The organism is Pseudomonas sp. HP_08 (assembly GCF_055284095.1).
Genome location: NZ_JBTOQC010000001.1, coordinates 56,720 through 78,788, shown reverse-complemented (window position 1 = coordinate 78,788; position 22,069 = coordinate 56,720). Strand labels below are relative to the sequence as shown.

The 22,069-nt window shown below is 60.4% G+C and carries 22 protein-coding genes; 6 read left to right on the top strand and 16 right to left on the bottom strand.

Annotated features, from left to right (window positions below):
* The first annotated feature begins 146 nt into the window (after nt 1-146).
* Nucleotides 147-1,142, top strand: coding sequence for an alpha/beta fold hydrolase (locus ACYAS9_RS00390; protein WP_463566361.1), 996 nt, complete (start codon nt 147-149; stop codon nt 1,140-1,142).
* 20 nt (nt 1,143-1,162) lie between these two features.
* On the opposite strand, the gene aauR is transcribed toward ACYAS9_RS00390, so the two are convergent.
* The 10 genes from aauR to ACYAS9_RS00340 all read right to left on the bottom strand — a co-directional run bounded on the left by aauR (nt 1,163) and on the right by ACYAS9_RS00340 (nt 12,787).
* A complete protein-coding gene (gene aauR / locus ACYAS9_RS00385) occupies nt 1,163-2,491 on the bottom strand; it encodes a two-component response regulator AauR (protein ID WP_463566360.1) in 1,329 nt (442 codons plus the stop codon).
* A 10-nt stretch (nt 2,492-2,501) separates the two neighbouring features.
* On the bottom strand, nt 2,502-4,412 hold the full coding sequence (gene aauS, locus ACYAS9_RS00380; RefSeq protein WP_463566359.1) for a two-component sensor histidine kinase AauS: 1,911 nt from the start codon (nt 4,410-4,412) through the stop codon (nt 2,502-2,504).
* Between the two features lie 56 nt (nt 4,413-4,468).
* Complete coding sequence (locus ACYAS9_RS00375; protein ID WP_459749472.1) at nt 4,469-5,203, bottom strand: amino acid ABC transporter ATP-binding protein; 735 nt, start codon at nt 5,201-5,203, stop codon at nt 4,469-4,471.
* Nucleotides 5,200-5,868 carry an amino acid ABC transporter permease gene (locus tag ACYAS9_RS00370; RefSeq protein WP_463566817.1) on the bottom strand — a complete coding sequence of 223 codons (669 nt, stop codon included), beginning with the start codon at nt 5,866-5,868 and terminating at the stop codon, nt 5,200-5,202. The genes ACYAS9_RS00375 and ACYAS9_RS00370 overlap by 4 nt, the downstream gene beginning before the upstream one ends.
* On the bottom strand, nt 5,865-6,611 hold the full coding sequence (locus tag ACYAS9_RS00365) for an amino acid ABC transporter permease (protein ID WP_463566358.1): 747 nt from the start codon (nt 6,609-6,611) through the stop codon (nt 5,865-5,867). The genes ACYAS9_RS00370 and ACYAS9_RS00365 overlap by 4 nt, the downstream gene beginning before the upstream one ends.
* Nucleotides 6,612-6,768: 157 nt before the next feature.
* Nucleotides 6,769-7,683: a glutamate/aspartate ABC transporter substrate-binding protein gene (locus ACYAS9_RS00360; RefSeq protein ID WP_463566357.1), complete on the bottom strand. Its 915-nt coding sequence runs from the start codon at nt 7,681-7,683 to the stop codon at nt 6,769-6,771.
* A 271-nt stretch (nt 7,684-7,954) separates the two neighbouring features.
* Nucleotides 7,955-9,463 carry a glycerol-3-phosphate dehydrogenase gene (gene glpD, locus ACYAS9_RS00355; protein WP_463566356.1) on the bottom strand — a complete coding sequence of 503 codons (1,509 nt, stop codon included), beginning with the start codon at nt 9,461-9,463 and terminating at the stop codon, nt 7,955-7,957.
* Nucleotides 9,464-9,620: 157 nt separating this feature from the next.
* On the bottom strand, nt 9,621-10,376 hold the full coding sequence (locus ACYAS9_RS00350; RefSeq protein ID WP_463566355.1) for a DeoR family transcriptional regulator: 756 nt from the start codon (nt 10,374-10,376) through the stop codon (nt 9,621-9,623).
* Between the two features lie 78 nt (nt 10,377-10,454).
* The gene (gene glpK / locus ACYAS9_RS00345; protein WP_463566354.1) at nt 10,455-11,960 is read right to left on the bottom strand and encodes a glycerol kinase GlpK; all 1,506 of its coding nucleotides are present in this window, start codon (nt 11,958-11,960) and stop codon (nt 10,455-10,457) included.
* An 11-nt stretch (nt 11,961-11,971) separates the two neighbouring features.
* Nucleotides 11,972-12,787 carry an MIP/aquaporin family protein gene (locus ACYAS9_RS00340; RefSeq protein ID WP_463566353.1) on the bottom strand — a complete coding sequence of 272 codons (816 nt, stop codon included), beginning with the start codon at nt 12,785-12,787 and terminating at the stop codon, nt 11,972-11,974.
* A 199-nt stretch (nt 12,788-12,986) separates the two neighbouring features.
* Between ACYAS9_RS00340 and ybaK the strand changes: the two genes are divergently transcribed.
* Nucleotides 12,987-13,457: a Cys-tRNA(Pro) deacylase gene (gene ybaK / locus ACYAS9_RS00335; protein WP_463566352.1), complete on the top strand. Its 471-nt coding sequence runs from the start codon at nt 12,987-12,989 to the stop codon at nt 13,455-13,457.
* Nucleotides 13,458-13,461: 4 nt separating this feature from the next.
* Here the strand turns inward: ybaK and ACYAS9_RS00330 are convergent, their stop codons facing one another.
* Complete coding sequence (locus ACYAS9_RS00330; RefSeq protein WP_463566351.1) at nt 13,462-14,538, bottom strand: ABC transporter ATP-binding protein; 1,077 nt, start codon at nt 14,536-14,538, stop codon at nt 13,462-13,464.
* Nucleotides 14,535-15,452 (bottom strand): ornithine carbamoyltransferase, encoded by a 918-nt coding sequence (gene argF / locus ACYAS9_RS00325; protein WP_463566350.1) that lies wholly within the window; start codon nt 15,450-15,452, stop codon nt 14,535-14,537. The genes ACYAS9_RS00330 and argF overlap by 4 nt, the downstream gene beginning before the upstream one ends.
* 481 nt (nt 15,453-15,933) lie before the next feature.
* On the opposite strand from argF, the gene ACYAS9_RS00320 reads away from it, so the two are divergent.
* A complete protein-coding gene (locus ACYAS9_RS00320) occupies nt 15,934-16,239 on the top strand; it encodes a hypothetical protein (RefSeq protein WP_463566349.1) in 306 nt (101 codons plus the stop codon).
* A gap of 115 nt (nt 16,240-16,354) precedes the next feature.
* Nucleotides 16,355-16,681: a Grx4 family monothiol glutaredoxin gene (gene grxD, locus ACYAS9_RS00315; RefSeq protein ID WP_463566348.1), complete on the top strand. Its 327-nt coding sequence runs from the start codon at nt 16,355-16,357 to the stop codon at nt 16,679-16,681.
* Nucleotides 16,682-16,791: 110 nt separating this feature from the next.
* Here grxD and bfr read toward each other — a convergent pair whose 3' ends face one another.
* The 4 genes from bfr to pyrC form a co-directional block, all read right to left on the bottom strand.
* Nucleotides 16,792-17,262, bottom strand: a complete 471-nt coding sequence (gene bfr, locus ACYAS9_RS00310; protein WP_459749462.1) for a bacterioferritin — start codon at nt 17,260-17,262, stop codon at nt 16,792-16,794.
* A gap of 200 nt (nt 17,263-17,462) precedes the next feature.
* On the bottom strand, nt 17,463-17,681 hold the full coding sequence (locus ACYAS9_RS00305) for a bacterioferritin-associated ferredoxin (RefSeq protein ID WP_459749461.1): 219 nt from the start codon (nt 17,679-17,681) through the stop codon (nt 17,463-17,465).
* 172 nt (nt 17,682-17,853) lie between these two features.
* Complete coding sequence (rnt, locus tag ACYAS9_RS00300) at nt 17,854-18,525, bottom strand: ribonuclease T (protein ID WP_463566347.1); 672 nt, start codon at nt 18,523-18,525, stop codon at nt 17,854-17,856.
* Nucleotides 18,522-19,568: a dihydroorotase gene (pyrC, locus tag ACYAS9_RS00295; RefSeq protein ID WP_463566346.1), complete on the bottom strand. Its 1,047-nt coding sequence runs from the start codon at nt 19,566-19,568 to the stop codon at nt 18,522-18,524. Before pyrC ends, rnt begins: the two co-directional genes overlap by 4 nt.
* A 150-nt stretch (nt 19,569-19,718) precedes the next feature.
* Between pyrC and ACYAS9_RS00290 the strand changes: the two genes are divergently transcribed.
* Nucleotides 19,719-20,684, top strand: a complete 966-nt coding sequence (locus ACYAS9_RS00290) for a flagellar protein MotY (protein ID WP_463566345.1) — start codon at nt 19,719-19,721, stop codon at nt 20,682-20,684.
* A gap of 118 nt (nt 20,685-20,802) precedes the next feature.
* A complete protein-coding gene (locus ACYAS9_RS00285; RefSeq protein ID WP_463566344.1) occupies nt 20,803-22,020 on the top strand; it encodes an argininosuccinate synthase in 1,218 nt (405 codons plus the stop codon).
* Nucleotides 22,021-22,069 lie beyond the last annotated feature (49 nt).

Sequence of the window (22,069 nt, the reverse complement as noted above, 5' to 3'; positions counted from 1 at the left end):
ATCTTGGCGCTTGCAGCTCACCACTTGCCGCTGCTTCTGACCGCTGATCCTGGTTCATCAAATCGTCACGAAAGTGTGGCAGCGCGAATGGCAAAACATCATCAGACTGCGCGCCAACTGGGGATCTTTTTTTTGGTGTTTGTGCAATGCGCGTCTTTCTTTTTCTGGCTGCACTGCTGTGCGGCCTGCCGTCTTTCGCTGCCGAAAAATGTGCTGTCGATACACCCGTACAGGTGGCCGCACTCAAGGATGTGCGCATCGCCTACCAAAGCATTGGCGCTGAATCGGACCCTGCGTTGCTGCTGGTCATGGGCTTGGGCGGGCAGTTGATTCACTGGCCCGATGAGGTCGTGGCTGCCCTGTGCCAGCAAGGCTTTCGGGTGATTCGCTATGACAATCGCGATGTCGGCCTGTCGAGCTGGGTCAAGCCTGCGGCCGAGGTCAATCTGACTTTTGAGGTGCTGCGCTTCAAGCTCGGGGTGCCGGTGTCGGCGCCTTACTCGCTCAGCGACATGGCAGACGATGCCCTGGGCCTTATGGACCATTTGAACATTCGCCGTTTTCACGTACTGGGCGCGAGCATGGGCGGCATGATTGCCCAGCATCTGGCGGACCAGGCGCCGCAGCGGGTCGAGAGCCTGACGTTGGTGATGAGCAGCTCCGGCGCAGAAGGGCTGCCGATGCCCAATGCCGCCCTGCTGCAATTGCTCGCCCGCCGCGGCGCGCCGAACCGGGCGATGGCGCTGGAGCAGCAGGCCGATCTGTTGGCCGCACTGGGTAGCCCACGGGTCAAGGACGATCGGCAAGTGCTGTTGCAACAGGCGGCCATCGCCTACGATCGGGCGTTTAACCCCGAAGGCGTCAAGCGCCAGATCACTGCGATCCTGGCCGAACCCAGTCGTGTCGAGCTGCTCAATCGCCTGCGCGTGCCGACCCTGGTGGTGCACGGCACGGCCGATCCGTTATTGCCGGTGATGCACGGCGTACACCTGGCGGCGCACATTCGTGGCAGCCAGCTCAAGCTGATTCCAGGGTTTGCCCACCGTTTTCAGGAAGCCTTCAAGGCGCCATTGCTGGCGGCGGTGCTGCCTTATCTGAGGGCGCATCATGACGACGAACAGCGGCAGATGGCGCAGTTGTAATCAGGCCTTGTGGTACGGATTCACAACCCGTATTTCTTGACCTTGTCGAACAGCGTGGTCTTGGCCATGCCCAGTTCCTGGCTGGCCTGGCTGAGATTGCCGCCGCTGCGTTGCAGCGCTTCGCTGAGCAGGTTCTTTTCGAATGCTTCCACGGCTTCAGCAAAGCTCACGGCAGGGTTTTCGACGCCGCTGCTTACGTTTTTGAATGCCGGCAGACCCAGGGCATAGCGCTCGGCGACATTGCGCAGTTCGCGGACATTGCCCGGCCAGTCATGGCTGTTCAGCGCTGACAGCGTCTGGCGATCGATGCTGCGTGGCTCGCGGTCGAAACGCAGTGCCGAGAGCTGCAGAAAATGCTCGAACAGTTGCAGGATATCTTCGCGGCGCTCGCGCAGTGGCGGCAGTTCAAGGGTCACTACATTGAGCCGGTAGTACAGGTCGCTGCGAAACTGCCCGACCTTGCTCGCGGCATCAAGATCGGACTTGGTCGCGGCAATCACCCGGCAATCCACTTCGACCTGTTGATTGGAGCCCAGGCGTTCCAGCGTGCGCTCCTGCAGCACACGCAGCAGTTTGATCTGCAGCGGGATCGGCATGCTTTCGACTTCATCGAGAAACAGCGTGCCCTTGTGTGCATGCTCGATCTTGCCGATACGGCGCTTGCCGGCACCGGTAAAGGCATTGGCTTCGTGACCGAAGATTTCCGACTCGAACAGGCTTTCTGCCAGGCCACCACAGTTGAGTGCCACGAACGGGTGGCTGCTGCGTCGGCTGAAATCGTGCAGGCAACGGGCAACCAGTTCCTTGCCGGTCCCGGTTTCGCCTTCGATCAACACGTTGGCCGAGGTATCGGCAACGTTGGCGATCAGTTCGCGCAGGTTATGCATGGCTGGCGAACGACCGATGATCTTGCCTTCCAGGCTGTCACGCTCGGCCAGTTGCCGGCGCAACGCCCACACCTCACGCGCCAGGCCGCGCTGTTGCAGCGCGCGGCGCGTGACGTCGACCAGGCGTTCGGGGGAGAAGGGTTTTTCCATGAAGTCGTAGGCGCCGTCGCGCATGGCATTGACCGCCATCGAGATATCACCGTGGCCGGTGATCAGCACCACCGGCAGGCTGGCGTCGCGCGCCTTGAGCAGGCTGAGCAGTTGCAGGCCGTCGATGCCCGGCAGGCGGATATCACTGATCACGATACCGGCGAAGTTTTCGCCGACCCGCGTCAGCGCTTCCTCGGCGCTGCCCACGCCTTCACTGACGATGTCTTCCAGCGCCAGCGCCTGTTGGCAGCCGAGCAATACGTGGGGGTCGTCTTCGACGATCAGCACGGTCAGGTCATGGTTGATGCTCATGGCAGTGGCCTCATGTAGACACATCCGTGCCGGGGGCGGGCGCGCCGACCAGCGGCAGGCTAAGGACGAAGACCGTGCCTGCGCCGAGGGGCTGCTCGGCGCTCAGGCTGCCACCGGCGGCGGCGGCGAGGCTGGCCGACAGGGTCAGGCCAAGCCCCAGGCCTTGTTCGCCTGGCTTGGTGGTGAAGAACGGTTCGAACAGGTGCTTGCGTGCTTGGTCGTCGATGCCGTGGCCATTGTCGCGCACCCGCAATTGATAGCGGTCCTCGACCTGCGCACCGGTCAGCCAGAGCTCGGGCAACGGCTGGGCTTGCATGGCGTCCAGTGCATTGCCGATCAGATTGACCAGAATCTGTTCCAGGCGCGTCTGATCGATGCCCAGCAAACGGTCGGTGTATTCGTGGTGCAAAGTCAGTGCGCTGCTTTCCACGCGACCGGCGAGCAATTGCAGCGCCGCCTCGACCGCCTTGCCCAGCTGCGCCTGGCCGCGATCGTCGCCACGTCGGGCAAAGGCGCGCAGGCTGGCGGTGATGCGCCCCATGCGGTCGATCAGGTCGTTGATGGTGCGCAGGTTAGTGGTGGCGATGTCCAGCGAGCCGCGTTCGATGAACCGAACGGTGTTGCCCGACAGGGTGCGCAGCGCCGCCAGTGGCTGGTTCAGCTCATGGGCGATGCTGGTCGACATCTGCCCGATGGCTGCCAGCTTGCCGGCCTGAACCAGTTCGTCCTGGGCCTTGCGCAGGGTTTCTTCGGCCTGCCGCCGCTCACGAATCTGCGCCTTGAGCCGTTCGTTGCTGGCGCGCAGGTGTTCGGTACGCTCGGCGATCTTGCGTTCCAGTTCATCGTTGGCCGCCTGCAAGGCCTCGCGGGCTGCCAGCCGGGTCGAGATCACCTTGCGCCGTTCGTTCCAGGCGATCAGCAGAAAGGTCACCAATGCGCAGGCCACCGCCATCAACATGCCCTGGTTGGCGGCTTCGCGGCGCAGGTCTTCAAGCGGGGTCAGCAGGGTCAGGTGCCACGGCGTGTCGTTCAGTTGTCGGGTCTGCGCCAGGTAACTGACCTGAGTGTGTTCCTGATCGACTTTGGCGTTGGCCGGGAAGGTCAGCTCTTCGACGCCTTCGGTCAGGCTTTCGCGCTCCAGCGGCACCAGTTCGTTGAGCGGCCACCAGTAATATTGCAGGCTGCGCGCCAGACGCTCCTTGATGGTCGGGGTCAGCGGGCGCACCGATTTCAGGCGCCGGGCCGGGTCGCTGGAGAGAATGATGATGCCGTTCTCGTCGCTGACGAATGCTTCAAGACGCGCCCGTTGCCAGCGTTCTTCAAGGGTGTCCAGGCGCACCTTGACCACCGCCACGCCGATGATCCGGCCTTTTTCTTCCAGGCCGTGAGCCAGATAATAGCCGGACTCGCCAATTGTGGTGCCGATGCCGTAAAAGCGTCCCGGCGTACCGCGCACGGCATCCTGAAAATAGGCGCGGAACGACAGGTCTTCGCCTTGATAACTGTCGGCATCGCGCCAGTTGCTGGTGGCCAATACGCGGCCGGTGGTGTCCAGCACATAAATCACGCGGCTCTGGCTGCGCCGGTTAAGGCCTTCCAGATAGCGGTTGACCTGTTGCTGGAGTTCGGGATTGGGGTCGTTGAGCAGTTGCCCGACACTGTCTTCCAGTTCCAGGATGCTCGGCAGATAGGTGTACTTGCTGATCTCGCTTTCGACGGTGCGCGCGTGCAGTTCGAGCTGGCGGGCGCCGCTCTCGCTCAAATCGCGGATGCCGTAGTGTTCACTGACGCGATAGGCACCAAAGCCCAGTGCTATGACCAGGATCAGCAGCAGCGGCGGCAGGAACAGGTGGCGGATCAGGCGGGGTTTCACGGCAAGTGATGGCGGTGCGGCGCGAGACAGGGTGGGGTCGCATTTCATCACAGTTATTCCGGAGCGAACAGCTGCCCGTGCGCTGGCACGGGCAGCCGGCCGACTTAGTGCTGCAGGATCTTGGCGAGGAACTGCTGGGCGCGGTCGGAGCGCGCCGTCACGTCACCGAAGAACTCTTCTTTGGCGCAGTCTTCGATGATCTGCCCCTTGTCCATGAAGATCACCCGGTTGGCGACCTTGCGGGCAAAGCCCATTTCGTGGGTCACGCACATCATGGTCATGCCTTCGTGGGCCAGTTGCACCATCACGTCGAGCACTTCGTTGACCATTTCCGGGTCCAGCGCCGAGGTCGGTTCGTCGAACAGCATGACGATCGGGTCCATGGCCAGTGCGCGGGCAATCGCCACACGCTGCTGCTGGCCACCGGAAAGCTGGCCAGGGTGCTTGTTGGCGTGCGCCGACAAGCCGACGCGCTCCAGCAGTTGCAGGCCTTTTTGCGTGGCTTCTTCCTTGCTGCGGCCCAGTACCTTGATCTGCGCGATGGTCAGGTTCTCGACGATCGACAGGTGCGGGAACAGCTCGAAATGCTGGAACACCATGCCAACGCGCGAGCGCAGCTTGGGCAGGTTGGTCTTGGGATCGGAAATCGAGGTGCCGTCGACCACGATGTCGCCTTTCTGGAACGGTTCCAGCGCGTTGACGCACTTGATCAGCGTCGATTTGCCCGAGCCGGACGGACCGCAGACCACGACCACTTCGCCCTTGCTGACCTCAGTGGTGCAATCGGTCAGTACCTGGAAGTCCCCATACCACTTGTTAACATTCTTGATGGAAATCATACGGCGAACCTTTTTTGCAGATGCTTCACCAGGCGCGAGGCGGCGAAGCTGATCGTGAAGTACACAAGACCGGCGAAAATCAGGAATTCATTGGCACGGCCAATGATGTCGCCGCTGGCGCGCGAGGCATTGAGGAAGTCGACCAGGCCCACGGTGTAGACCAGCGAGGTGTCCTGAAACAGGATGATGCTCTGCTGCAGCAACAGCGGGGTCATCTTGCGAAACGCCTGCGGCAGGATGATCAGGCGCATCATTTGCCCATAGGTCATGCCCAGTGCCTTGGCTGCACCCATCTGGCCCTTGGAAATCGACTGCACACCGGCGCGGACGATTTCACAGAAGTAGGCCGCCTCGAACATCATGAAGGCCACGACGCAGGAGGTGAACGCACCGATCGGGGTGTCTTCGCCGGTGATCCAGCGCAGCACGAACGGCACCGCCAGGTAGAACCAGGTAATCACCAGCAGCAGCGGAATGGAGCGGAAGTAGTTGACGTAGGCACCGGCAATATTGGCCAGCAGCTTGCTCGACGACAGGCGCATCAAGGCCAGCGCTGTGCCCAGGGCAATACCGCCGACCACACCCATGACCATCAACTGCAAGGTCATGACCATGCCGTTCCACAGGCCGGGCAGGGCAGGAATGATTCCACTGAAGTCCATTATTTACCCCCTACGGAGATCAGGCCGGGCACCGCGACTTTCTTCTCGATCAGGCGCATGAGCAGCATCAGGCTCATGTTCAGGGTGAAGTAGATCAGCGTCGCCAGGGTGAAAGCCTCGAACAGGTTGGCCGAAAACTCGGCGGTCTGCTTGGTCTGCGCGAGCAGCTCCATCAGGCCGATCAGCGACGCTACCGAGGAGTTCTTGAACACGTTCAGAAATTCGGAGGTCAGCGGCGGAATGATGATCCGGTAGGCTTGCGGCAGCAGCACGTTCCAGTAGATCTGCGGCAGGCTGAAACCCATGGCCCGTGCGGCAGCTTCCTGACCGCGAGGCAAGGCTTCGATGCCGGTACGCACCTGTTCACACACCCGTGCGGCGGTAAACAGACCCAGGCACACCACGACGCTGATGAACGCCGAGGTCGTAGGGTTCAGGTCCTGCTTGTACCACTCCTGCATGCCTTCGGGCAGCAGGTCGGGGACCAGGAAGTACCACATGAACAGCTGCACCAGCAGCGGCACGTTACGGAAGATTTCCACGTAGGCGGTGGCGATGCCGGAGACCACACGGTTAGGCACCGTGCGCATGATGCCCAGCACCGAACCCAGTGCCAGTGCGACGATCCAGGCAACGAGAGCAATGGCGATGGTCCAGCCCAGACCGGAAATGTACCAGTCCAGATAAGTCTCGTCGCCGACGCCGGTGGACTTGAAGAACACGCCCCAGTCCCAGTTGTAATTCATCAGGGTCTCCCCCTCTTGTTCGGTGTCGATCGAAATGCACGCTTGCGCCAGGCGCTTTACGAAAAGTGACACGGCCACTTTTCGTAAAGCCTCTGTTGCGTGTTGATTGAGCGAGCCCGGAGCGCCGCGCAGGCGGCTCCGGGCGGACAACGGCGGATCAGCCTGCTTTGGCTTCAGCCGGTTTGTCGGTCGGTTCTGCGATCAGCTTTTTCAGCTCGTCGCTCATCGGGAATTGCAGGTTCAGGCCTTTTGGCGGGATAGGCGACTGGAACCACTTGTTGTAGATGGTGTTGATTTCGCCAGACTTGTACACCGCGACAATGGCGTCATCGACGGCTTTCTTGAAGGCCTCGTCGCCCTTGCGCACCATGCAGCCGTAGATTTCGTACGACTGTGCGGTGCCGGTTACGGCCCAGTCATCAGGCTTCTTGGCCTTGGCCATTTCGCCTGCCAGCAGCGCGTCGTCCATCATGAACGCCACGGCACGGCCGGATTCAAGCATCTGGAAGGACTCACCGTGGTCCTTGGCAGAAATCACGTTCATGCCCATCTGCTTGTCGGCATTCATGGACTTGAGCAGGCGCTCGGAAGTGGTGCCGGCGGTGGTCACTACGTTTTTGCCTTTCAGGTCGGCAAAGTCTTTGTAGGTGGAGTCTTTCTTGGACAGCAGACGGGTGCCGATTTCGAAGATGCCGACCGAGAAGTCGACTTGCTGGCCGCGTTCTGCGTTGTTGGTGGTCGAGCCGCACTCAAGGTCGACAGTACCGTTCTGCACCAGTGGAATACGGGTCTGGGAGGTGACCAGGTTGTACTTGACCTGCAGGTTCGGTACATCGAGTTCTTTCTTGATGGCTTCAACGACGGCCAGTTGCAGGTCGTGGGAGTAACCAACCGGTTTGCCGGAAGCATCGGCAATGTACGAGAACGGGATGGACGCGTCGCGGTGACCAAGAGTGATGGTGCCGGACTCTTTGATTTTCTTCAGTGTGCCGGTCAGTTCGGCAGCGAAAACCGGGGTACTGATCAGAGCGGCAGCGATGGCTGCGCCTAACAACTGGGGAACGATACGCATCGGTGAATCCTCGACTTCATTTTTTATTCGGGTGGCCGATCTGTCGTCAGTCCACGGGTTCAACGAATGCTTCAGCAGCGCCTTTGCTAGACACGCGCCTTGGTGCTGAAGCGGTCGACAATGAGTGTAGAGCATGACTCGTGCCAGATCGGACGATATGGTTATGTTATTGATTTTTAAGGGATTAAATTATTGTTTCAGCCTCGGGACGCTTATAAGGCGTCCGGGAAGCCGAATTTTGACCACGGCGGCGTTCGGAAATCCGAATGATTTATGCAGCGCTTGCGCAGGCTCTCTTGTCCAGCCAGGCCTGCAAGGCGAGTTGCTGTTCGGCGCTGGTAAATAACCCCATTTTGGTACGCCGCCACAGAATGTCTTCAGCGTTCACCGCCCATTCGTGGGTGCACAGGTAGTCGACCTCCCGCGCATACAGGTCGGCACCAAAGTGCTCGCCCATGCCTGCCAGGTTTTGCACGCCGTCGAGCAGTTGCCAGGTGCGCGTGCCATAGGTGCGCACCCAGCGGCGGGCCAATGCGGTCGGCAGCCAGGGATAGCGGGTCACCAGCTCGCTGGCTTCGAGGCTGCGTTCGCCGCCGGGCAATGGCGCGCGGGCGGTCCAGGCTGGCTTCATGCTCGGGAAGCGTGGGGTCAGTTGTGCCAGCGCCGATTCGGCCAGCTTGCGGTAGGTGGTCAGCTTGCCGCCGAACACCGAGAGAATCGGCGCTTCACCGCTGGCGCCGTTCAATGACAGGGTGTAGTCGCGGGTGATGGCCGAGGGATTGTCGGACTCGTCATTGCACAGTGGGCGAACGCCCGAATAGGTGTGCAGGACATCGCTGCGGTTCAGTTGCCGCTTGAAGTGATCATTGGCCACTTGAAGGATGTAGCCCATTTCCGCGTCGGTGATCTTTACCTTGGCCGGATCACCCTGATATTCCCGGTCCGTGGTGCCGACAATGGTGAAGTGCTCAAGATAGGGAATGGTGAAGACGATGCGTTTGTCTTCGTTCTGCAGGATAAAGGCGTTATCGCCCTCGTAGAGTTTCGGCACGATCAGATGGCTGCCCTGAATCAGACGAATGCCATAGGGCGAATTCTGCTTGAGGTCTTCACGCAGTAAACGTGCGACCCAGGGACCTGCGGCATTGACCAGTGCCCTGGCGTGAACCGAAAACGCGTGCCCCTCTCGATCCTGCAGGTTCACGTGCCACAGGCCGTCGACCCGTTGGGCATTCACGCAGCGGGTACGGGTATGGATATGTGCGCCGTTTTCTCGTGCAGCCATGGCATTGAGCACCACCAGACGAGCGTCATCGACCCAGCAATCGGAGTATTCGAAGCCTTGGGTGATGGCCGGTTTCAGTGGGCTGTCTGCGCCGAACCGCACCCTGCGTGACGCGGGCAGCTTTTCGCGCTTGCCCAGATGATCGTAAAGAAACATCCCGGCGCGGATCATCCATGTGGGGCGCAAATGGGGCCGGTGTGGCAACACGAAGCGCATCGGCTTGACGATATGCGGCGCCTTGGCCAGCAGCACCTCGCGTTCGGCCAGCGCTTCGCGCACCAGGCGGAACTCGTAATGTTCCAGGTAGCGCAAGCCGCCGTGGATCAGTTTGCTGCTGGCCGAGGACGTATGGTTGGCCAGGTCGTCCTGTTCACAAAGCAACACCGATAACCCGCGACCGCTGGCATCGGCGGCAATGCCGGTGCCATTGATACCGCCGCCGATGACCACGATGTCGTAGATCTCGGGTGAAACCGATGCATTGATAGTCGACATCGAGTGATCTCCTGCGCAAAGCCTGTGCTGTGCTCTGAAGGTTCATATGAACATTAAATGTTCACTTTCGAAAATCATAGACCACAGGATGACTTACGACCAATGACGGTTACATGAATGTGCGGCAGGTCCGGTTTGATTCGAATGCCTGGCAGTGTCAGGCGACTTCAAGACGAATTTTTTGCAGGGCCAGCAACTGTTGCAGTGCCGGGGCTGGCAACTGGTCGGTGACCAGGCAGTCGATCAGGCTGATCGGTCCCAGGCGAACCATGGCATTGCGTCCGAACTTGCTGGAGTCAGCAGCAAGGATGACCTGACGGGCATTGTCGATGGCTGCCTGAGACACCCGAACCTCTTGATAATCGAAATCCAGCAGACTGCCGTCTTCATCGATGCCGCTGATACCGATCAAGGCAAAGTCGACCTTGAACTGCTTGATGAAGTCCACGCAGGCCTGGCCCACCACACCACCATCGCGCCGCACATTGCCGCCGGCGAGCAGCACCTCGAAGTCGTCCTTGGTACTCAGGATCGAGGCCACGTGCAAGTTGTTGGTGATGATCTTCAGGTTGCTGTGCCCCAGCAGGGCATGCGCAATGGCTTCGGTGGTGGTGCCGATGTTGATGAACAGTGAGGCGTTGTCCGGAATCAGTGCGGCGACGGCCTCGGCGATGCGCTGCTTTTCGTCACGCATCTGGTCGGCGCGCATCGCATAAGCGGTGTTCTCAACACTCGAGTCGTGCGCCGCGCCGCCATGGTAGCGGCGCAACAGGTTCATTTGCGCAAGCTGGTTGATGTCGCGGCGAATGGTCTGTGGCGTCATGACGAACCGGGTGGCCATTTCCTCGATGCTGACATAGCCGCGTTCACGCACCAGTTCCAGGAGCTGTTTCTGGCGAGGAGGCAGGTTCATGGTGTTCCTTGATGTGGGCGCCTTTTAAACGTGGCGCCCATCATGACCCAGCCGTGTCCTGCCTGTCATTGCCCGCGTTTATGGCTCGTCATCATGAGGCGCCCAGTCGCGGGTGCGCTCCACGGCCCTTTGCCAGCCGGCGTAGTGACGCTGTCTTTGCGCCTCGTCCAGTTGCGGCTCGAAGACCCGCTCGATCCCGGCCTTGTTACGCAGTTCGTCCAGGTTGCTCCAGAAACCGGTGGCCAGCCCCGCCAGGAATGCGGCGCCCAGTGCCGTGGTTTCGCGCATATGCGGACGCTCGACGTGGGTGCCGAGAATGTCGGCCTGAAACTGCATGAGGAAATTGTTGGCCACCGCACCGCCGTCGACGCGCAGCGACTTGAGACGTGCACCGGAGTCCTTTTGCATGGCATCCAGCACATCGCGGGTCTGGAACGCGATCGACTCCAGGGTTGCACGAATGATGTGGTCGATCTTCACTCCACGGGTCAGGCCGAACAGGGCGCCTCTGGCATAAGGGTCCCAATAGGGCGCGCCCAGGCCGGTGAAGGCCGGGACCAGATACACGCCATTGCTGTCCTTGACCTTGCTGGCGAAGTACTCGGTGTCGAGCGCATCGTTGACTACTTTCAGCTCATCACGCAGCCATTGCACCGTGGAGCCGCCATTGAATACCGCACCTTCAAGGGCGTACGCCACCTCGCCCCGAGGCCCGCAACCGATGGTGGTCAGCAGGCCATGGGCCGATTGCACAGGCGTGTCGCCGGTGTTCATCAGCAGAAAACAGCCAGTGCCATAAGTGTTCTTGGCCTGGCCTGGCTCGACACACATCTGGCCGAACAAGGCGGCTTGCTGGTCGCCAGCGATACCGGCAATGGGGATGCCGCTTTCGCTGTGCCCATACACTTCACTGGAGCTTTTGACCTGGGGCAGCATCTGCGCCGGGATGTCCAGCACCTCAAGCATGCGTTCGTCCCACTTCAGGCTATGGATATTGAACAGCAGGGTGCGCGAGGCATTGGTGTAGTCGGTGACATGCACCTTGCCCGCGGTCAGTTTCCAGATCAGCCAGCTGTCGACGGTGCCGAACAGCAGCTCGCCATTGCGCGCGCGTTCCCGGCTGCCGGGCACATTGTCCAGAATCCACTTGAGCTTGGTCCCGGAAAAATACGGGTCGATCACCAGGCCTGTGGTCTTGCGGATGTAATCTTCCAGGCCCAGGCTTTTGAGCTGCTGACAGATCTGCGTGCTGCGCCGGCATTGCCAGACAATGGCGTTATGAATCGGCCGGCCGCTGTCTTTTTCCCAGACCAGAGTGGTTTCGCGCTGGTTGGTGATGCCGATGGCGGCCACCTGGTCGGGCTGCAGGTTGGCCTGGGCCAGCGCCTGGGTCATGCAGGCGCTCTGGGTAGCGAAGATTTCCATGGGGTCGTGCTCGACCCAGCCCGCTTGCGGGTAATGCTGGGTGAATTCGCTCTGCGCGCTGCTCACTACGTTGGCATTGCGATCGAAGACAATGGCTCGCGAACTGGTCGTGCCCTGATCAAGGGCAATGATGTAGTGCTTGTTGTTGGCGTCGGTCATGTCGATGGGCCTCAAGAGCAGGACTGGGTTTTGCTGCCCGGCAGGTGGCGGGCGATCAGCAGACGATACCCGGCGGCGCCCAGGCAGGCACCGATAATCGGCGCCAGCAGTGGCACCAGCATGTAGGGGATGTCGCGGCCACCGGTAAAGACCCTGTCTCCCCAGCCGGCCCAGAAGGTCATCAGGCGCGGCCCGAAATCCCGTGCCGGGTTCATCGCAAAGCCGGTCAGCGGCCCCATGGAGCTGCCGATCACCGCCACCAGCACGCCGATCAGCAAGGGTGCCAGTGCCCCGCGCGGCAGTCCGTTCTTGTCGTCGATCAGGGCCATGATCACGGCCATCAGCACGCCGGTAATGATCACTTCGACCGCAAACGCCTGGCCGACCGAGATCGACGGGTGCGGGTAGGTGGCGAATACGGCGGCCAGTTCCAGGCTTGCCTGGCTGCCGCGCACCATCAGCCGGGTCTGTTCGACGTCAACGATCAGGCTGACGTACAGCAGATAGACCAGGCTTGCGCCGCAGAATGCCCCGCCGACTTGAGCGGCGATGTAGAACGGCAGTTTGCGCCGCTCGAAGCCGGCGAACAGGCAAAGCGCAATGCTGACCGCAGGGTTCAGGTGCGCCCCGGAAATACCTGCGCTGAGGTAAATGGCCAGGCTGACGGCCATGCCCCAGATCAGGCTGATTTCCCACAGGCCGAAGCTGGCGCCTGCAACCTTGAGCGCGGCCACGCAGCCGGTGCCGAAGAAAATCATCAGGGCGGTGCCGAGAAACTCGGCCGTACACTGGCCGGTGAGGGTGGGCTGGTTGATCGAAAGCGTCATGCGTACCTCGGTTTTATTGTTATTGCCCCGCGTGCCGGGGTGGTCTTGGACAGCTGCCCTGAACCATAGACCGGGCCGGCCTTGAGCGCGCTTCATGGCGGTCTACTTTTGATGTGGGAAATTTCTGGTGGCAGGACGGCGGCATTGAGGCAACTTTTCGCTTAAAGTGGCGGCCGCCCTGTCCGCAATGGAGTGCCCCATGACGCCTGCCCTGGATCTGCTGAAGAAAAACCGTATCGAACATCGCGTGCACAGCTACGAGCATGACCCCAAGGCGGCTTCCTATGGCCTTGAAGCGGTCGAAAAGCTGGGGCTGGAGGCGGCGCGGGTGTTCAAGACCTTGCTGGCCAGCAGCGAAAAGGGCGAGTTGCTGGTCGCGGTGGTGCCGGTTGCCGGAACCCTGGACCTCAAGGCGCTGGCCCAGGCGGCCGGGGTCAAAAAGGCCGAGATGGCCGACCCGGCGGCAGCGCAGCGCTCTACCGGTTATTTGCTGGGCGGCATCAGCCCGCTGGGACAAAAGAAGCGTTTGCGCACGTTCATCGACCAGAGCGCCGAGCCATTCGAGACGATCTTTGTCAGTGCCGGACGGCGAGGTCTGGAGGTGGAGTTGCCTGCCGCAGCACTGGCTCAGCAGACTGCGGCACGCTTTGCGGCGATAGGCCGCGGCTGAAGTCTCAGCGTTTGACGCTGTGGGTGGCAACGCTGCCGGCGGCGGCAAAGGCGACCAGGTGTTCGGCGGCTACACGGATGGCGACTTCATCGCCGGGCATATGGTCGACATGGCTGGGGAACAGCGCTTCAAGCTGACTGCCGGTGGACAGTTGCAGGCTGTACAGGGTCGAGGCACCCTGAAAGGTGCGGCCGGTCACTCGCGCCTTCAAAGCACTGTCCGGGGCATGCACGATGTCATCGGGGCGCAGCAACACATCCACAGCGCTGCCGGGCGCACCGGGGTAGGCGCGATTACCGCGCAGCACGCCCAGCTCGGTGTTGATCGATTCATGGTCGAGCAACTGGCCACGGATGAAATAGCCCTGACCGACGAAGCTGGCCACATAGGGCGTCAGTGGTTCGTGATAGAGGTTGTAGGGCGTGTCCCACTGCTCCAGTCGTCCTTCCTTGAACACGCCGATATGATCACTGACCGCGAAGGCTTCTTCCTGATCGTGGGTGACCAGAATCGCACTGGTGCCGCGTGCCTTGAGAATGCTGCGCACCTCATGGCTCAGGCGTTTGCGCAGTTCGACATCGAGGTTGGAAAACGGCTCGTCGAGCAGCAGCAATTGCGGCTCGGGTGCGAGTGCCCGGGCCAGGGCCACGCGCTGCTGCTGACCGCCGGACAGTTCGTGCGGGTAGCGTTTGCCTAACCCTGTGAGGTTGACCAGCTCCAGCAGCTCATCGACGACCTGATTGAGGCGCGGATGGCGACGAATGCCAAAGCCGATGTTTTGCGCCACGCTCAGGTGTGGAAACAGTGCGTAGTCCTGAAAGACCATGCCGATCCGGCGCTTTTCCGGTGCCAGGGTGAAGCCTGGGCGCGAGATGACCTCGCCGCCCAGGCTGATCTCACCGGCATGCACCGGCTCGAAGCCGGCAATGGCGCGCAGCGTGGTGGTCTTGCCGCAGCCTGAGGAGCCCAGCAGGCAACCGATGTCGCCAACGTTGAGGTGCAGGTTCAGGTCCTGCACCACACGTTGATCCTGATAGCCGCAGGCGAGGTTGCGCAGGTTCAGCAGCAAGGACTGGCTCATGGCTGGCGGGACGGCGCGACCAGAAATTCCAGCAGGGCCTTTTGTGCATGCAGGCGGTTTTCAGCCTGATCCCAGGCCACGGCGCGCGGGTCGTCGAGCACGTCTTCACTGATTTCTTCGCCACGGTGAGCGGGCAGGCAGTGCATGAACAGCACGTCTTCGGCAGCGAGATCGAGCAGTGCGCGGTTGACCTGATAGGGCGCGAACAGCGCCAGGCGCCGGGCCGTCTCGTCTTCCTGGCCCATGGAGGTCCAGACATCGGTGCTGACCAGATGCGCGCCGGCCACCGCTGCCTTCGGGTCGCGGGTCACGGTGACACGGTCGCCGGCCAGGGCCAGGAATTCAGGATTGGGCTCGTAGCCTGAAGGGCAGGCGACCCGCAACTGGAAGTCGAACTGAATCGCTGCTTCTATATAGCTGTTGCACATGTTGTTACCGTCACCGATCCAGGCCACGGTCTTGCCCTTGATCGAGCCACGGTGCTCCAAGAAGGTCTGCATGTCTGCAAGTAACTGGCAGGGATGCAGGTCGTCCGACAGGCCATTGATCACCGGCACGCGCGAGTTGGCGGCAAATTCGACCAGGTTGCTGTGGGCATAGGTACGGATCATGACGGCGTCGAGCATGCGTGACATGACCTTGGCGCTGTCGGAAATAGGTTCGCCGCGTCCCAATTGAGTGTCGCGATGGGACAGAAAAATGGCCTGACCACCTAACTGGATCATGCCGGCTTCGAAGGAAAGACGGGTACGTGTCGAGGATTTCTCGAAGATCATGCCCAGGACACGATTCTTCAAGGGTTCGATAAGTACGCCGCGATTTCGCAGGTCTTTGAGCTCTACGCCACGACGGATCAAGCCCAGCAGTTCGTCTGGGGTGTAATCCATCATCGAGAGAAAGTGCCTGGCGCTCATTATTGATTACCTTTTTTGCAACAGACCGCAGGTGTTCATAACCGGTTTTATATCGGGAAAACGGTTGTGACCTGCAGCGAAAGCCGATTGAACGACGAATAGGGAAGGCGCGATGGTATAAAAAAATGTCGCAGCAACACAACGGCGCCGTTGATTTATAAGGGGTTCGGAGTATTTTGCTTGATCGGTGACCCATCATGGCCACGGGAAGGCATTGACCGGGTAGCGGGAAGAGTCCATCCATTGTTCATCAGGGCAAGAGAGCATTTGTACACTGCGCCCCGATTGTTTTGCAATATTTGCAATAAAGCCACAAGGGGCTGTGTGTGTTGCCTGATGTGCCCGTTGACCCCTGTACACGCCGGGGCTGGCAGTGGATGAGTGAGTGATGCGATGTGCGTCACGTCGCCAGGAAGTCGTTTGTATCTTTAGTATCAACCCTGAGTTATAAAGCATACAGATCTACAGGAGGTTTATCGGCATGAACTCAAAAGAGCGTCAATTAACGGAGCTTCTGGGATTGACTGCCCGCACCCTTACGCATCTCACGGCCTCGATGACCTCCATGTCTTTTGAGTTGCTGCGCAGTGAGGACGAGGTTACCCGGGCTTCGGGACGCAGGATGATCGATCGGATGGCAACCATCAGCGCAGGCCTCGATGAGCATTGGCGCCTGATCGGTGAGCTGACCGGCGTGCCGGTGGCTCAGGAGCAGATCGAAACCGTGACCGAGATCCAGATGCAGCGCAAGGTCACGCCAATCGGTTCGGTGTCCGATATCAGTTGAATGCAGCGTGTGCCACTGTGCCAGAGCGGTATAAGACTGAGCGCCACGCTCGGCTTTCCGTTACAATGCGCCACCGTGCCGACATCTGAGTCGGAAAGTTCAGCCGAGGTGCTTCATGGATATCATCGAAACGATTAAAGAGCAGATTGCCAACAACACGATCCTGCTTTACATGAAAGGCGCTCCCAACGCGCCACAGTGCGGTTTTTCTGCCAAGGCCTCCCAGGCGTTGATGGCATGCGGTGAAAAGTTCGCCTACGTCGACATTCTGCAGAACCCGGAAATTCGCGCCAATCTGCCCAAGTACGCCAACTGGCCGACTTTCCCGCAACTGTGGGTAGGCGGCGAACTGGTCGGCGGCAGCGACATCATCGTCGAAATGCATCAGAACGGCGAGCTGCAGACCCTGGTCAAGCAGGCTGTAGAACAAGCCAAGGCTTGATGCCGGTGACCTGCCGGGTCTGAACCCGGCAGGCACAAGCAGACAGGCAAAAGAAAGCCCCGCTTCTGGCAACAGAGCGGGGCTTTTTCATTGCGCGACCGGCAGCGTTATCAGCTGTCCATCTGCGACTGCAGGTAGTTCTCGATGCTGACTTTGACGATCAGGCCCAATTGGGTCTCCAGCCAGTCGATATGCTCTTCCTGGGACTCCAGGATGTCTTCGAGCAGTTCGCGGCTACCGAAATCGCCCACGGTTTCAAAGTGCGCAATGGCAGCTTTCAGATCGGCCAGGCCTTTGTGCTCGATGCGCAGATCGCACTCGAGCATTTCCTTGGTGTGCTCGCCGATCAGGATCTTGCCCAGGTCCTGAAGGTTAGGCAGGCCTTCAAGGAACAGGATGCGCTTGATGACCTTGTCGGCATCTTTCATTGCCTGGATGGACTCGCGGTACTCGTGGGCGCCGATTTTGGTCAGGCCCCAGTCGTCGTACATACGCGCATGCAGGAAGTACTGATTGATGGCGACCAGCTCGTTACCGAGGATCTTGTTGAGGTGCTGGATGACTGTAATGTCGCCTTTCATGTTGTGTTCCTGCCGCAGGCTAATGTCTATAGGCGGCGAGTTTGAGCCGGCACTAAACGGCTGTCAAACCTAAGTTATTGAATAATAAGTGAATTTAAATCTGAATAAGAATGTTTGAGTTCTGCATCTTGGCGCTAAGTAATTGAATTGCAGGCATAAAAAAACCGGACACAAGGTCCGGTTCGATAAAACAGGGTCTTTTATGCTGCAGAAAATTCTGCAGGATAAGCCAGCGAGGCCTGGCTGGTCTGGAGTTCGGTCAAGGTTTCGCGTACGACCTGTTTGGCGAGACAAGCGCATTTGCCGCATTGCGTAGCAACACCGAGTGTCTGGCGAACGTCGCGATAACTGCAGCAGCCTTCGAGAATGGCATCCCGGATCTGGCCGTCAGTAACACCTTGGCAGAGACAAACATACATAAGCTTGAACCGTCGCTGTGCATTGATTGCTAGTTGCCGACGAGACTAATGATAATGAGAATGCTTGTCAAAATTGTTTTGAACCGGATTCAGCCAGCCCGATGAATGGTGCGGTGTTGCAATAACCGTGTCACCCAATGCGCACCTGCGTGGTGCAGGTGCGCAAGCGGATTTAGTCGTAATCGCGCCAGCCGCCCATATCTTTCCAGCGGTTGACGATGCCGCAGAACAGCTCTGCAGTCTTTTCCGTGTCGTAGCGGGCCGAGTGTGCCTCGCGACCGTCGAAGTCCATGCCAGCGGCATTACAGGCCTTCGCGAGCACGGTCTGACCATAGGCCAGGCCGGCCAGGGTCGCGGTATCGAAGCTGGAGAACGGATGAAACGGGTTGCGCTTCATGTCCAGGCGCGCCACGGCGGCATTAAGGAAGCCCAGGTCGAAGCTGGCATTGTGGCCGACCAGTACCGCACGCTTGCAGCCATTGGCCTTGATGGCCTTGCGCACGCCACGGAAGATGTCGGTCAGCGCGGTTTCTTCGCTGACAGCCATGCGCAGTGGATGGTCGAGCTTGATCCCGGTGAATTCCAGCGCTGCCGCTTCGATGTTGGCGCCCTCGAAGGGCTCCACACGGAAGAAGTAGGTGTGGTCGGGGTACACGAAACCTTTTTCATCCATGCCGATGGTGACGGCTGCAATTTCCAGCAGGGCGTCGGTGGCCGAGTTGAAACCGCCGGTTTCGACATCGATCACAACCGGCAGATAGCCGCGAAAGCGTGCGGCCATCGGGTGGCGCGAGCCGCCGCCGTGGTGGATGTCGAGATCGTCGTCGAGATGATCGTCACTCACGCGTTTTCCTCCAGAACACGCCAGCGCAGTTTTTCACCTGCGCGCAGCGGGATTACGTTCAGTTCGCCAAACGGCAGGCTGGCTGGCGCTGTCCATTCGTCGCGAATCAAAGTGATGGTGTCCTGGTTGGCAGGCAAACCGTAGAACGCCGGGCCATGCAGGCTGGCAAAACCTTCGAGCTTGTCCAGTGCATTGCGCTGTTCAAACGCTTCGGCATACAACTCGATGGCGGCATAGGCGGTGTAGCAGCCGGCACAGCCGCAAGCCGCTTCCTTGGCATGCTGGGCATGCGGCGCCGAGTCGGTGCCCAGGAAGAACTTGTTGCTGCCACCGGTGGCAGCGTCAAGCAGTGCCACCTGATGCGTGTTGCGCTTCAGGATCGGCAGGCAATAGAAGTGTGGACGAATGCCACCCACCAACATGTGATTGCGGTTATACAGCAAGTGATGCGCGGTGATGGTCGCCGCAACATTGGCGGACGCCTCGTTGACGAACTGCACGGCGTCGCCGGTGGTGATGTGTTCGAACACCACCTTCAGGGTCGGGAAGCGCTCGACGACACGGCGCAGGTGTTCGTCGATGAAGATCTTTTCGCGATCGAACACGTCGACCTCGCCACGGGTGACCTCGCCATGCACCAGCAGCAGCAGGCCGACTTCGGCCATGGCTTCAAGGGCCGGATAAATCTTGTCGAGGCTGGTGACGCCGGAATCGGAGTTGGTGGTCGCGCCGGCCGGGTACAGCTTGGCTGCATGCACGAAGCCGCTGGCCTTGGCGGTGCGCACGTCTTCGGCCGTGGTCTGGTCGGTCAGGTACAGCACCATCAAGGGTTCGAAGCGGCTGCCGGCTGGCCGTGCTGCGAGGATACGCTGGCGGTAGGCATCGGCCTGTTGCGCGTTGCGTACGGGAGGCACCAGGTTGGGCATGATGATTGCGCGGCCAAAGGTGCGCGCAGCGTCGGCGACGGTATGAGGCAGCACAGCTCCGTCACGGAGATGGATGTGCCAGTCGTCGGGGCGCAATAGGGTCAGGCGGTCGGACATTGGGGATTCCAGGCGGTTCGAACTCGCGGAATGCTACCGGAAAAGACAGTCTCAGGCACTCGCTATCAAGTTTTGTAGGAAGTTACCGATAGCAAGCAAGTAGGTCGGCATTTTTCTGTTTTGCCGGCATTTTTTCAGGTGGAGCCTCCCGTGCGCCAGCGATATCTAGCCCTGCTCAGCCTCGTCGTCAGCCTTCCCGCTGTGGCGGTCAATTTCCAGACGCGCCTGGAAAGCATCGAGTGGAAGGTCGAGGGCGATCAGTTCGAGTGCCGTCTGAGCCAGCCCATCACGGACCTGGGCGCCGGCGAATTCGTGCGCCGCGCCGGCGAGCAGGCGACCTTTCGCCTGAAGGCTTCTTACAACACGCTGGGCAATGGCTCTGCGACGCTGCTGGCGGCCGCCTCGCCCTGGCAGCCGGGGCGTGGCGACATCAATCTGGGGTCGGTGCGCGTCAGCAACGGCGAAATCCCGTTCAATACCACCCAGGCGCAAGCCGGTCGTCTGATTACCGGTCTGCTCGAAGGCCGCAGCCCGGTTATTCGTCACTTTGCCCGTGACGGCGGCGGCGCGATGGAAGTGCGCCTGTTGCCGGCCCGGTTCCGTGAGGCTTTCGGCGAGTATCAGGCCTGTACGGCCAAATTGCTGCCGATGAACTTCGATCAGATCAAGCAAGCCGAGGTGGGCTTCCCCGGCGGCGGTATCGAACTCGATGCCAAGGCCAAGGCGCGCCTGGACAACATGCTCGCGTACCTGAAGGCTGACCCGACGGTCAACCATATCGAACTGGACGGCCACTCGGACAACAGCGGCAACCGCCTCACCAACCGCGACCTGTCACGGCGCCGGGCGTTGGCGGTCATGGACTATCTCAAGGCCAATGGCGTGCCTGAAGAGCAGATCACCCTGCGTTTTCATGGCGAACGCTACCCGCTGGCAGCCAACACCAACAATGCCAACCGCGCGCGCAACCGCCGGGTAAATGTGCAACTGGAGCGCGTTGCCCCTCAAGAACGGCCCGTGCCCGCCGCCCCGGCAGAACTGCCACCGGTCGCTCCGGCGGCGACTCTGCCGGCGCCTGCACCGTCCGCAACAGGCGCGCCCGGCAAGGCATCCTGACGCCGCAAGGGTTGGCAAGAACTGTCGCCTGGTCATCACACGCTGTCGCGCCACTGTAAATCTGCCGGTTTGAACGGTAGACTCGACGGTTTTCCGTACAACCCGGTGGAGTGATGGCATGGCGGACGTAAACAAGGTCGTTCTGGCGTATTCGGGTGGCCTCGATACTTCAGTAATTCTGAAGTGGCTGCAAGATACCTATAACTGCGAGGTGGTGACGTTCACCGCTGACCTGGGGCAGGGCGAAGAGGTGGAGCCTGCACGCGCCAAGGCGCAGGCCATGGGCGTCAAAGAAATCTACATCGACGATCTGCGCGAAGAGTTCGTGCGCGATTTCGTCTTCCCGATGTTCCGTGCCAACACTGTCTACGAAGGCGAGTACCTGCTGGGTACTTCCATCGCACGTCCACTGATCGCCAAACGCCTGATCGAAATCGCCAATGAAACCGGCGCCGACGCGATCTCCCACGGCGCCACCGGCAAGGGCAACGATCAGGTTCGCTTCGAGCTGGGCGCTTATGCCCTCAAGCCCGGCGTCAAGGTCATTGCGCCATGGCGTGAATGGGACCTGCTGTCGCGCGAAAAACTGATGGATTACGCTGAAAAGCACGCCATCCCGATCGAGCGTCACGGCAAGAAGAAGTCGCCGTACTCCATGGATGCCAACCTGCTGCACATCTCTTACGAGGGCGGTGTACTGGAAGACACCTGGACCGAGCACGAAGAAGACATGTGGCGCTGGACCAAGTCGCCCGAAGACGCGCCTAACACCCCGACCTACCTCGAGCTGACCTACCGCAATGGCGACATCGTTGCCATCGACGGCAAGGATCTGAGCCCGGCCCAGGTTTTGGCTGAACTGAACCGCATCGGCGGCGAGAACGGCATCGGTCGCCTCGACATCGTCGAGAACCGTTATGTGGGCATGAAGTCCCGTGGCTGCTACGAGACCCCGGGCGGCACCATCATGCTGCGCGCTCACCGCGCCATCGAGTCGATCACCCTGGACCGTGAAGTGGCTCACCTCAAGGACGAGCTGATGCCGCGTTACGCCAGCCTGATCTACACCGGCTACTGGTGGAGCCCTGAGCGTCTGATGCTGCAACAGATGATCGATGCCTCCCAGGCGCACGTGAATGGCGTGGTCCGCCTGAAGCTGTACAAGGGCAACGTGATCGTGACGGGCCGCAAGTCCGATGACTCGCTGTTCGACGCCAACATTGCCACCTTCGAAGAAGACGGCGGTGCCTACAACCAGGCCGACGCTGCGGGCTTCATCAAGCTCAATGCACTGCGCATGCGTATTGCTGCGAACAAGAACCGCAAGTTCTTCTGAGTCGCGTCCTGACGATGCAATGCAGCCCCGGCCGGGGCTGCATTGCACG

Bases quoted from the DNA above. Each gene is read 5' to 3' on its own strand.
- ACYAS9_RS00285 (WP_463566344.1), top strand. From the start codon at position 20,803: ATGGCGGACGTAAACAAGGTCGTTCTGGCGTATTCGGGTGGCCTCGAT.
- argF (WP_463566350.1), bottom strand. From the start codon at position 15,452: ATGAGCGCCAGGCACTTTCTCTCGATGATGGATTACACCCCAGACGAA.
- ACYAS9_RS00375 (WP_459749472.1), bottom strand. From the start codon at position 5,203: ATGATTTCCATCAAGAATGTTAACAAGTGGTATGGGGACTTCCAGGTA.
- ACYAS9_RS00305 (WP_459749461.1), bottom strand. From the start codon at position 17,681: ATGTATGTTTGTCTCTGCCAAGGTGTTACTGACGGCCAGATCCGGGAT.
- ACYAS9_RS00365 (WP_463566358.1), bottom strand. From the start codon at position 6,611: ATGAATTACAACTGGGACTGGGGCGTGTTCTTCAAGTCCACCGGCGTC.
- aauS (WP_463566359.1), bottom strand. From the start codon at position 4,412: ATGAAATGCGACCCCACCCTGTCTCGCGCCGCACCGCCATCACTTGCC.
- ACYAS9_RS00390 (WP_463566361.1), top strand. From the start codon at position 147: ATGCGCGTCTTTCTTTTTCTGGCTGCACTGCTGTGCGGCCTGCCGTCT.
- ACYAS9_RS00320 (WP_463566349.1), top strand. From the start codon at position 15,934: ATGAACTCAAAAGAGCGTCAATTAACGGAGCTTCTGGGATTGACTGCC.
- ACYAS9_RS00330 (WP_463566351.1), bottom strand. From the start codon at position 14,538: ATGAGCCAGTCCTTGCTGCTGAACCTGCGCAACCTCGCCTGCGGCTAT.
- bfr (WP_459749462.1), bottom strand. From the start codon at position 17,262: ATGAAAGGCGACATTACAGTCATCCAGCACCTCAACAAGATCCTCGGT.
- glpD (WP_463566356.1), bottom strand. From the start codon at position 9,463: ATGTCGACTATCAATGCATCGGTTTCACCCGAGATCTACGACATCGTG.
- ACYAS9_RS00340 (WP_463566353.1), bottom strand. From the start codon at position 12,787: ATGACGCTTTCGATCAACCAGCCCACCCTCACCGGCCAGTGTACGGCC.
- grxD (WP_463566348.1), top strand. From the start codon at position 16,355: ATGGATATCATCGAAACGATTAAAGAGCAGATTGCCAACAACACGATC.
- glpK (WP_463566354.1), bottom strand. From the start codon at position 11,960: ATGACCGACGCCAACAACAAGCACTACATCATTGCCCTTGATCAGGGC.
- ybaK (WP_463566352.1), top strand. From the start codon at position 12,987: ATGACGCCTGCCCTGGATCTGCTGAAGAAAAACCGTATCGAACATCGC.
- ACYAS9_RS00350 (WP_463566355.1), bottom strand. From the start codon at position 10,376: ATGAACCTGCCTCCTCGCCAGAAACAGCTCCTGGAACTGGTGCGTGAA.
- aauR (WP_463566360.1), bottom strand. From the start codon at position 2,491: ATGAGCATCAACCATGACCTGACCGTGCTGATCGTCGAAGACGACCCC.
- ACYAS9_RS00360 (WP_463566357.1), bottom strand. From the start codon at position 7,683: ATGCGTATCGTTCCCCAGTTGTTAGGCGCAGCCATCGCTGCCGCTCTG.
- pyrC (WP_463566346.1), bottom strand. From the start codon at position 19,568: ATGTCCGACCGCCTGACCCTATTGCGCCCCGACGACTGGCACATCCAT.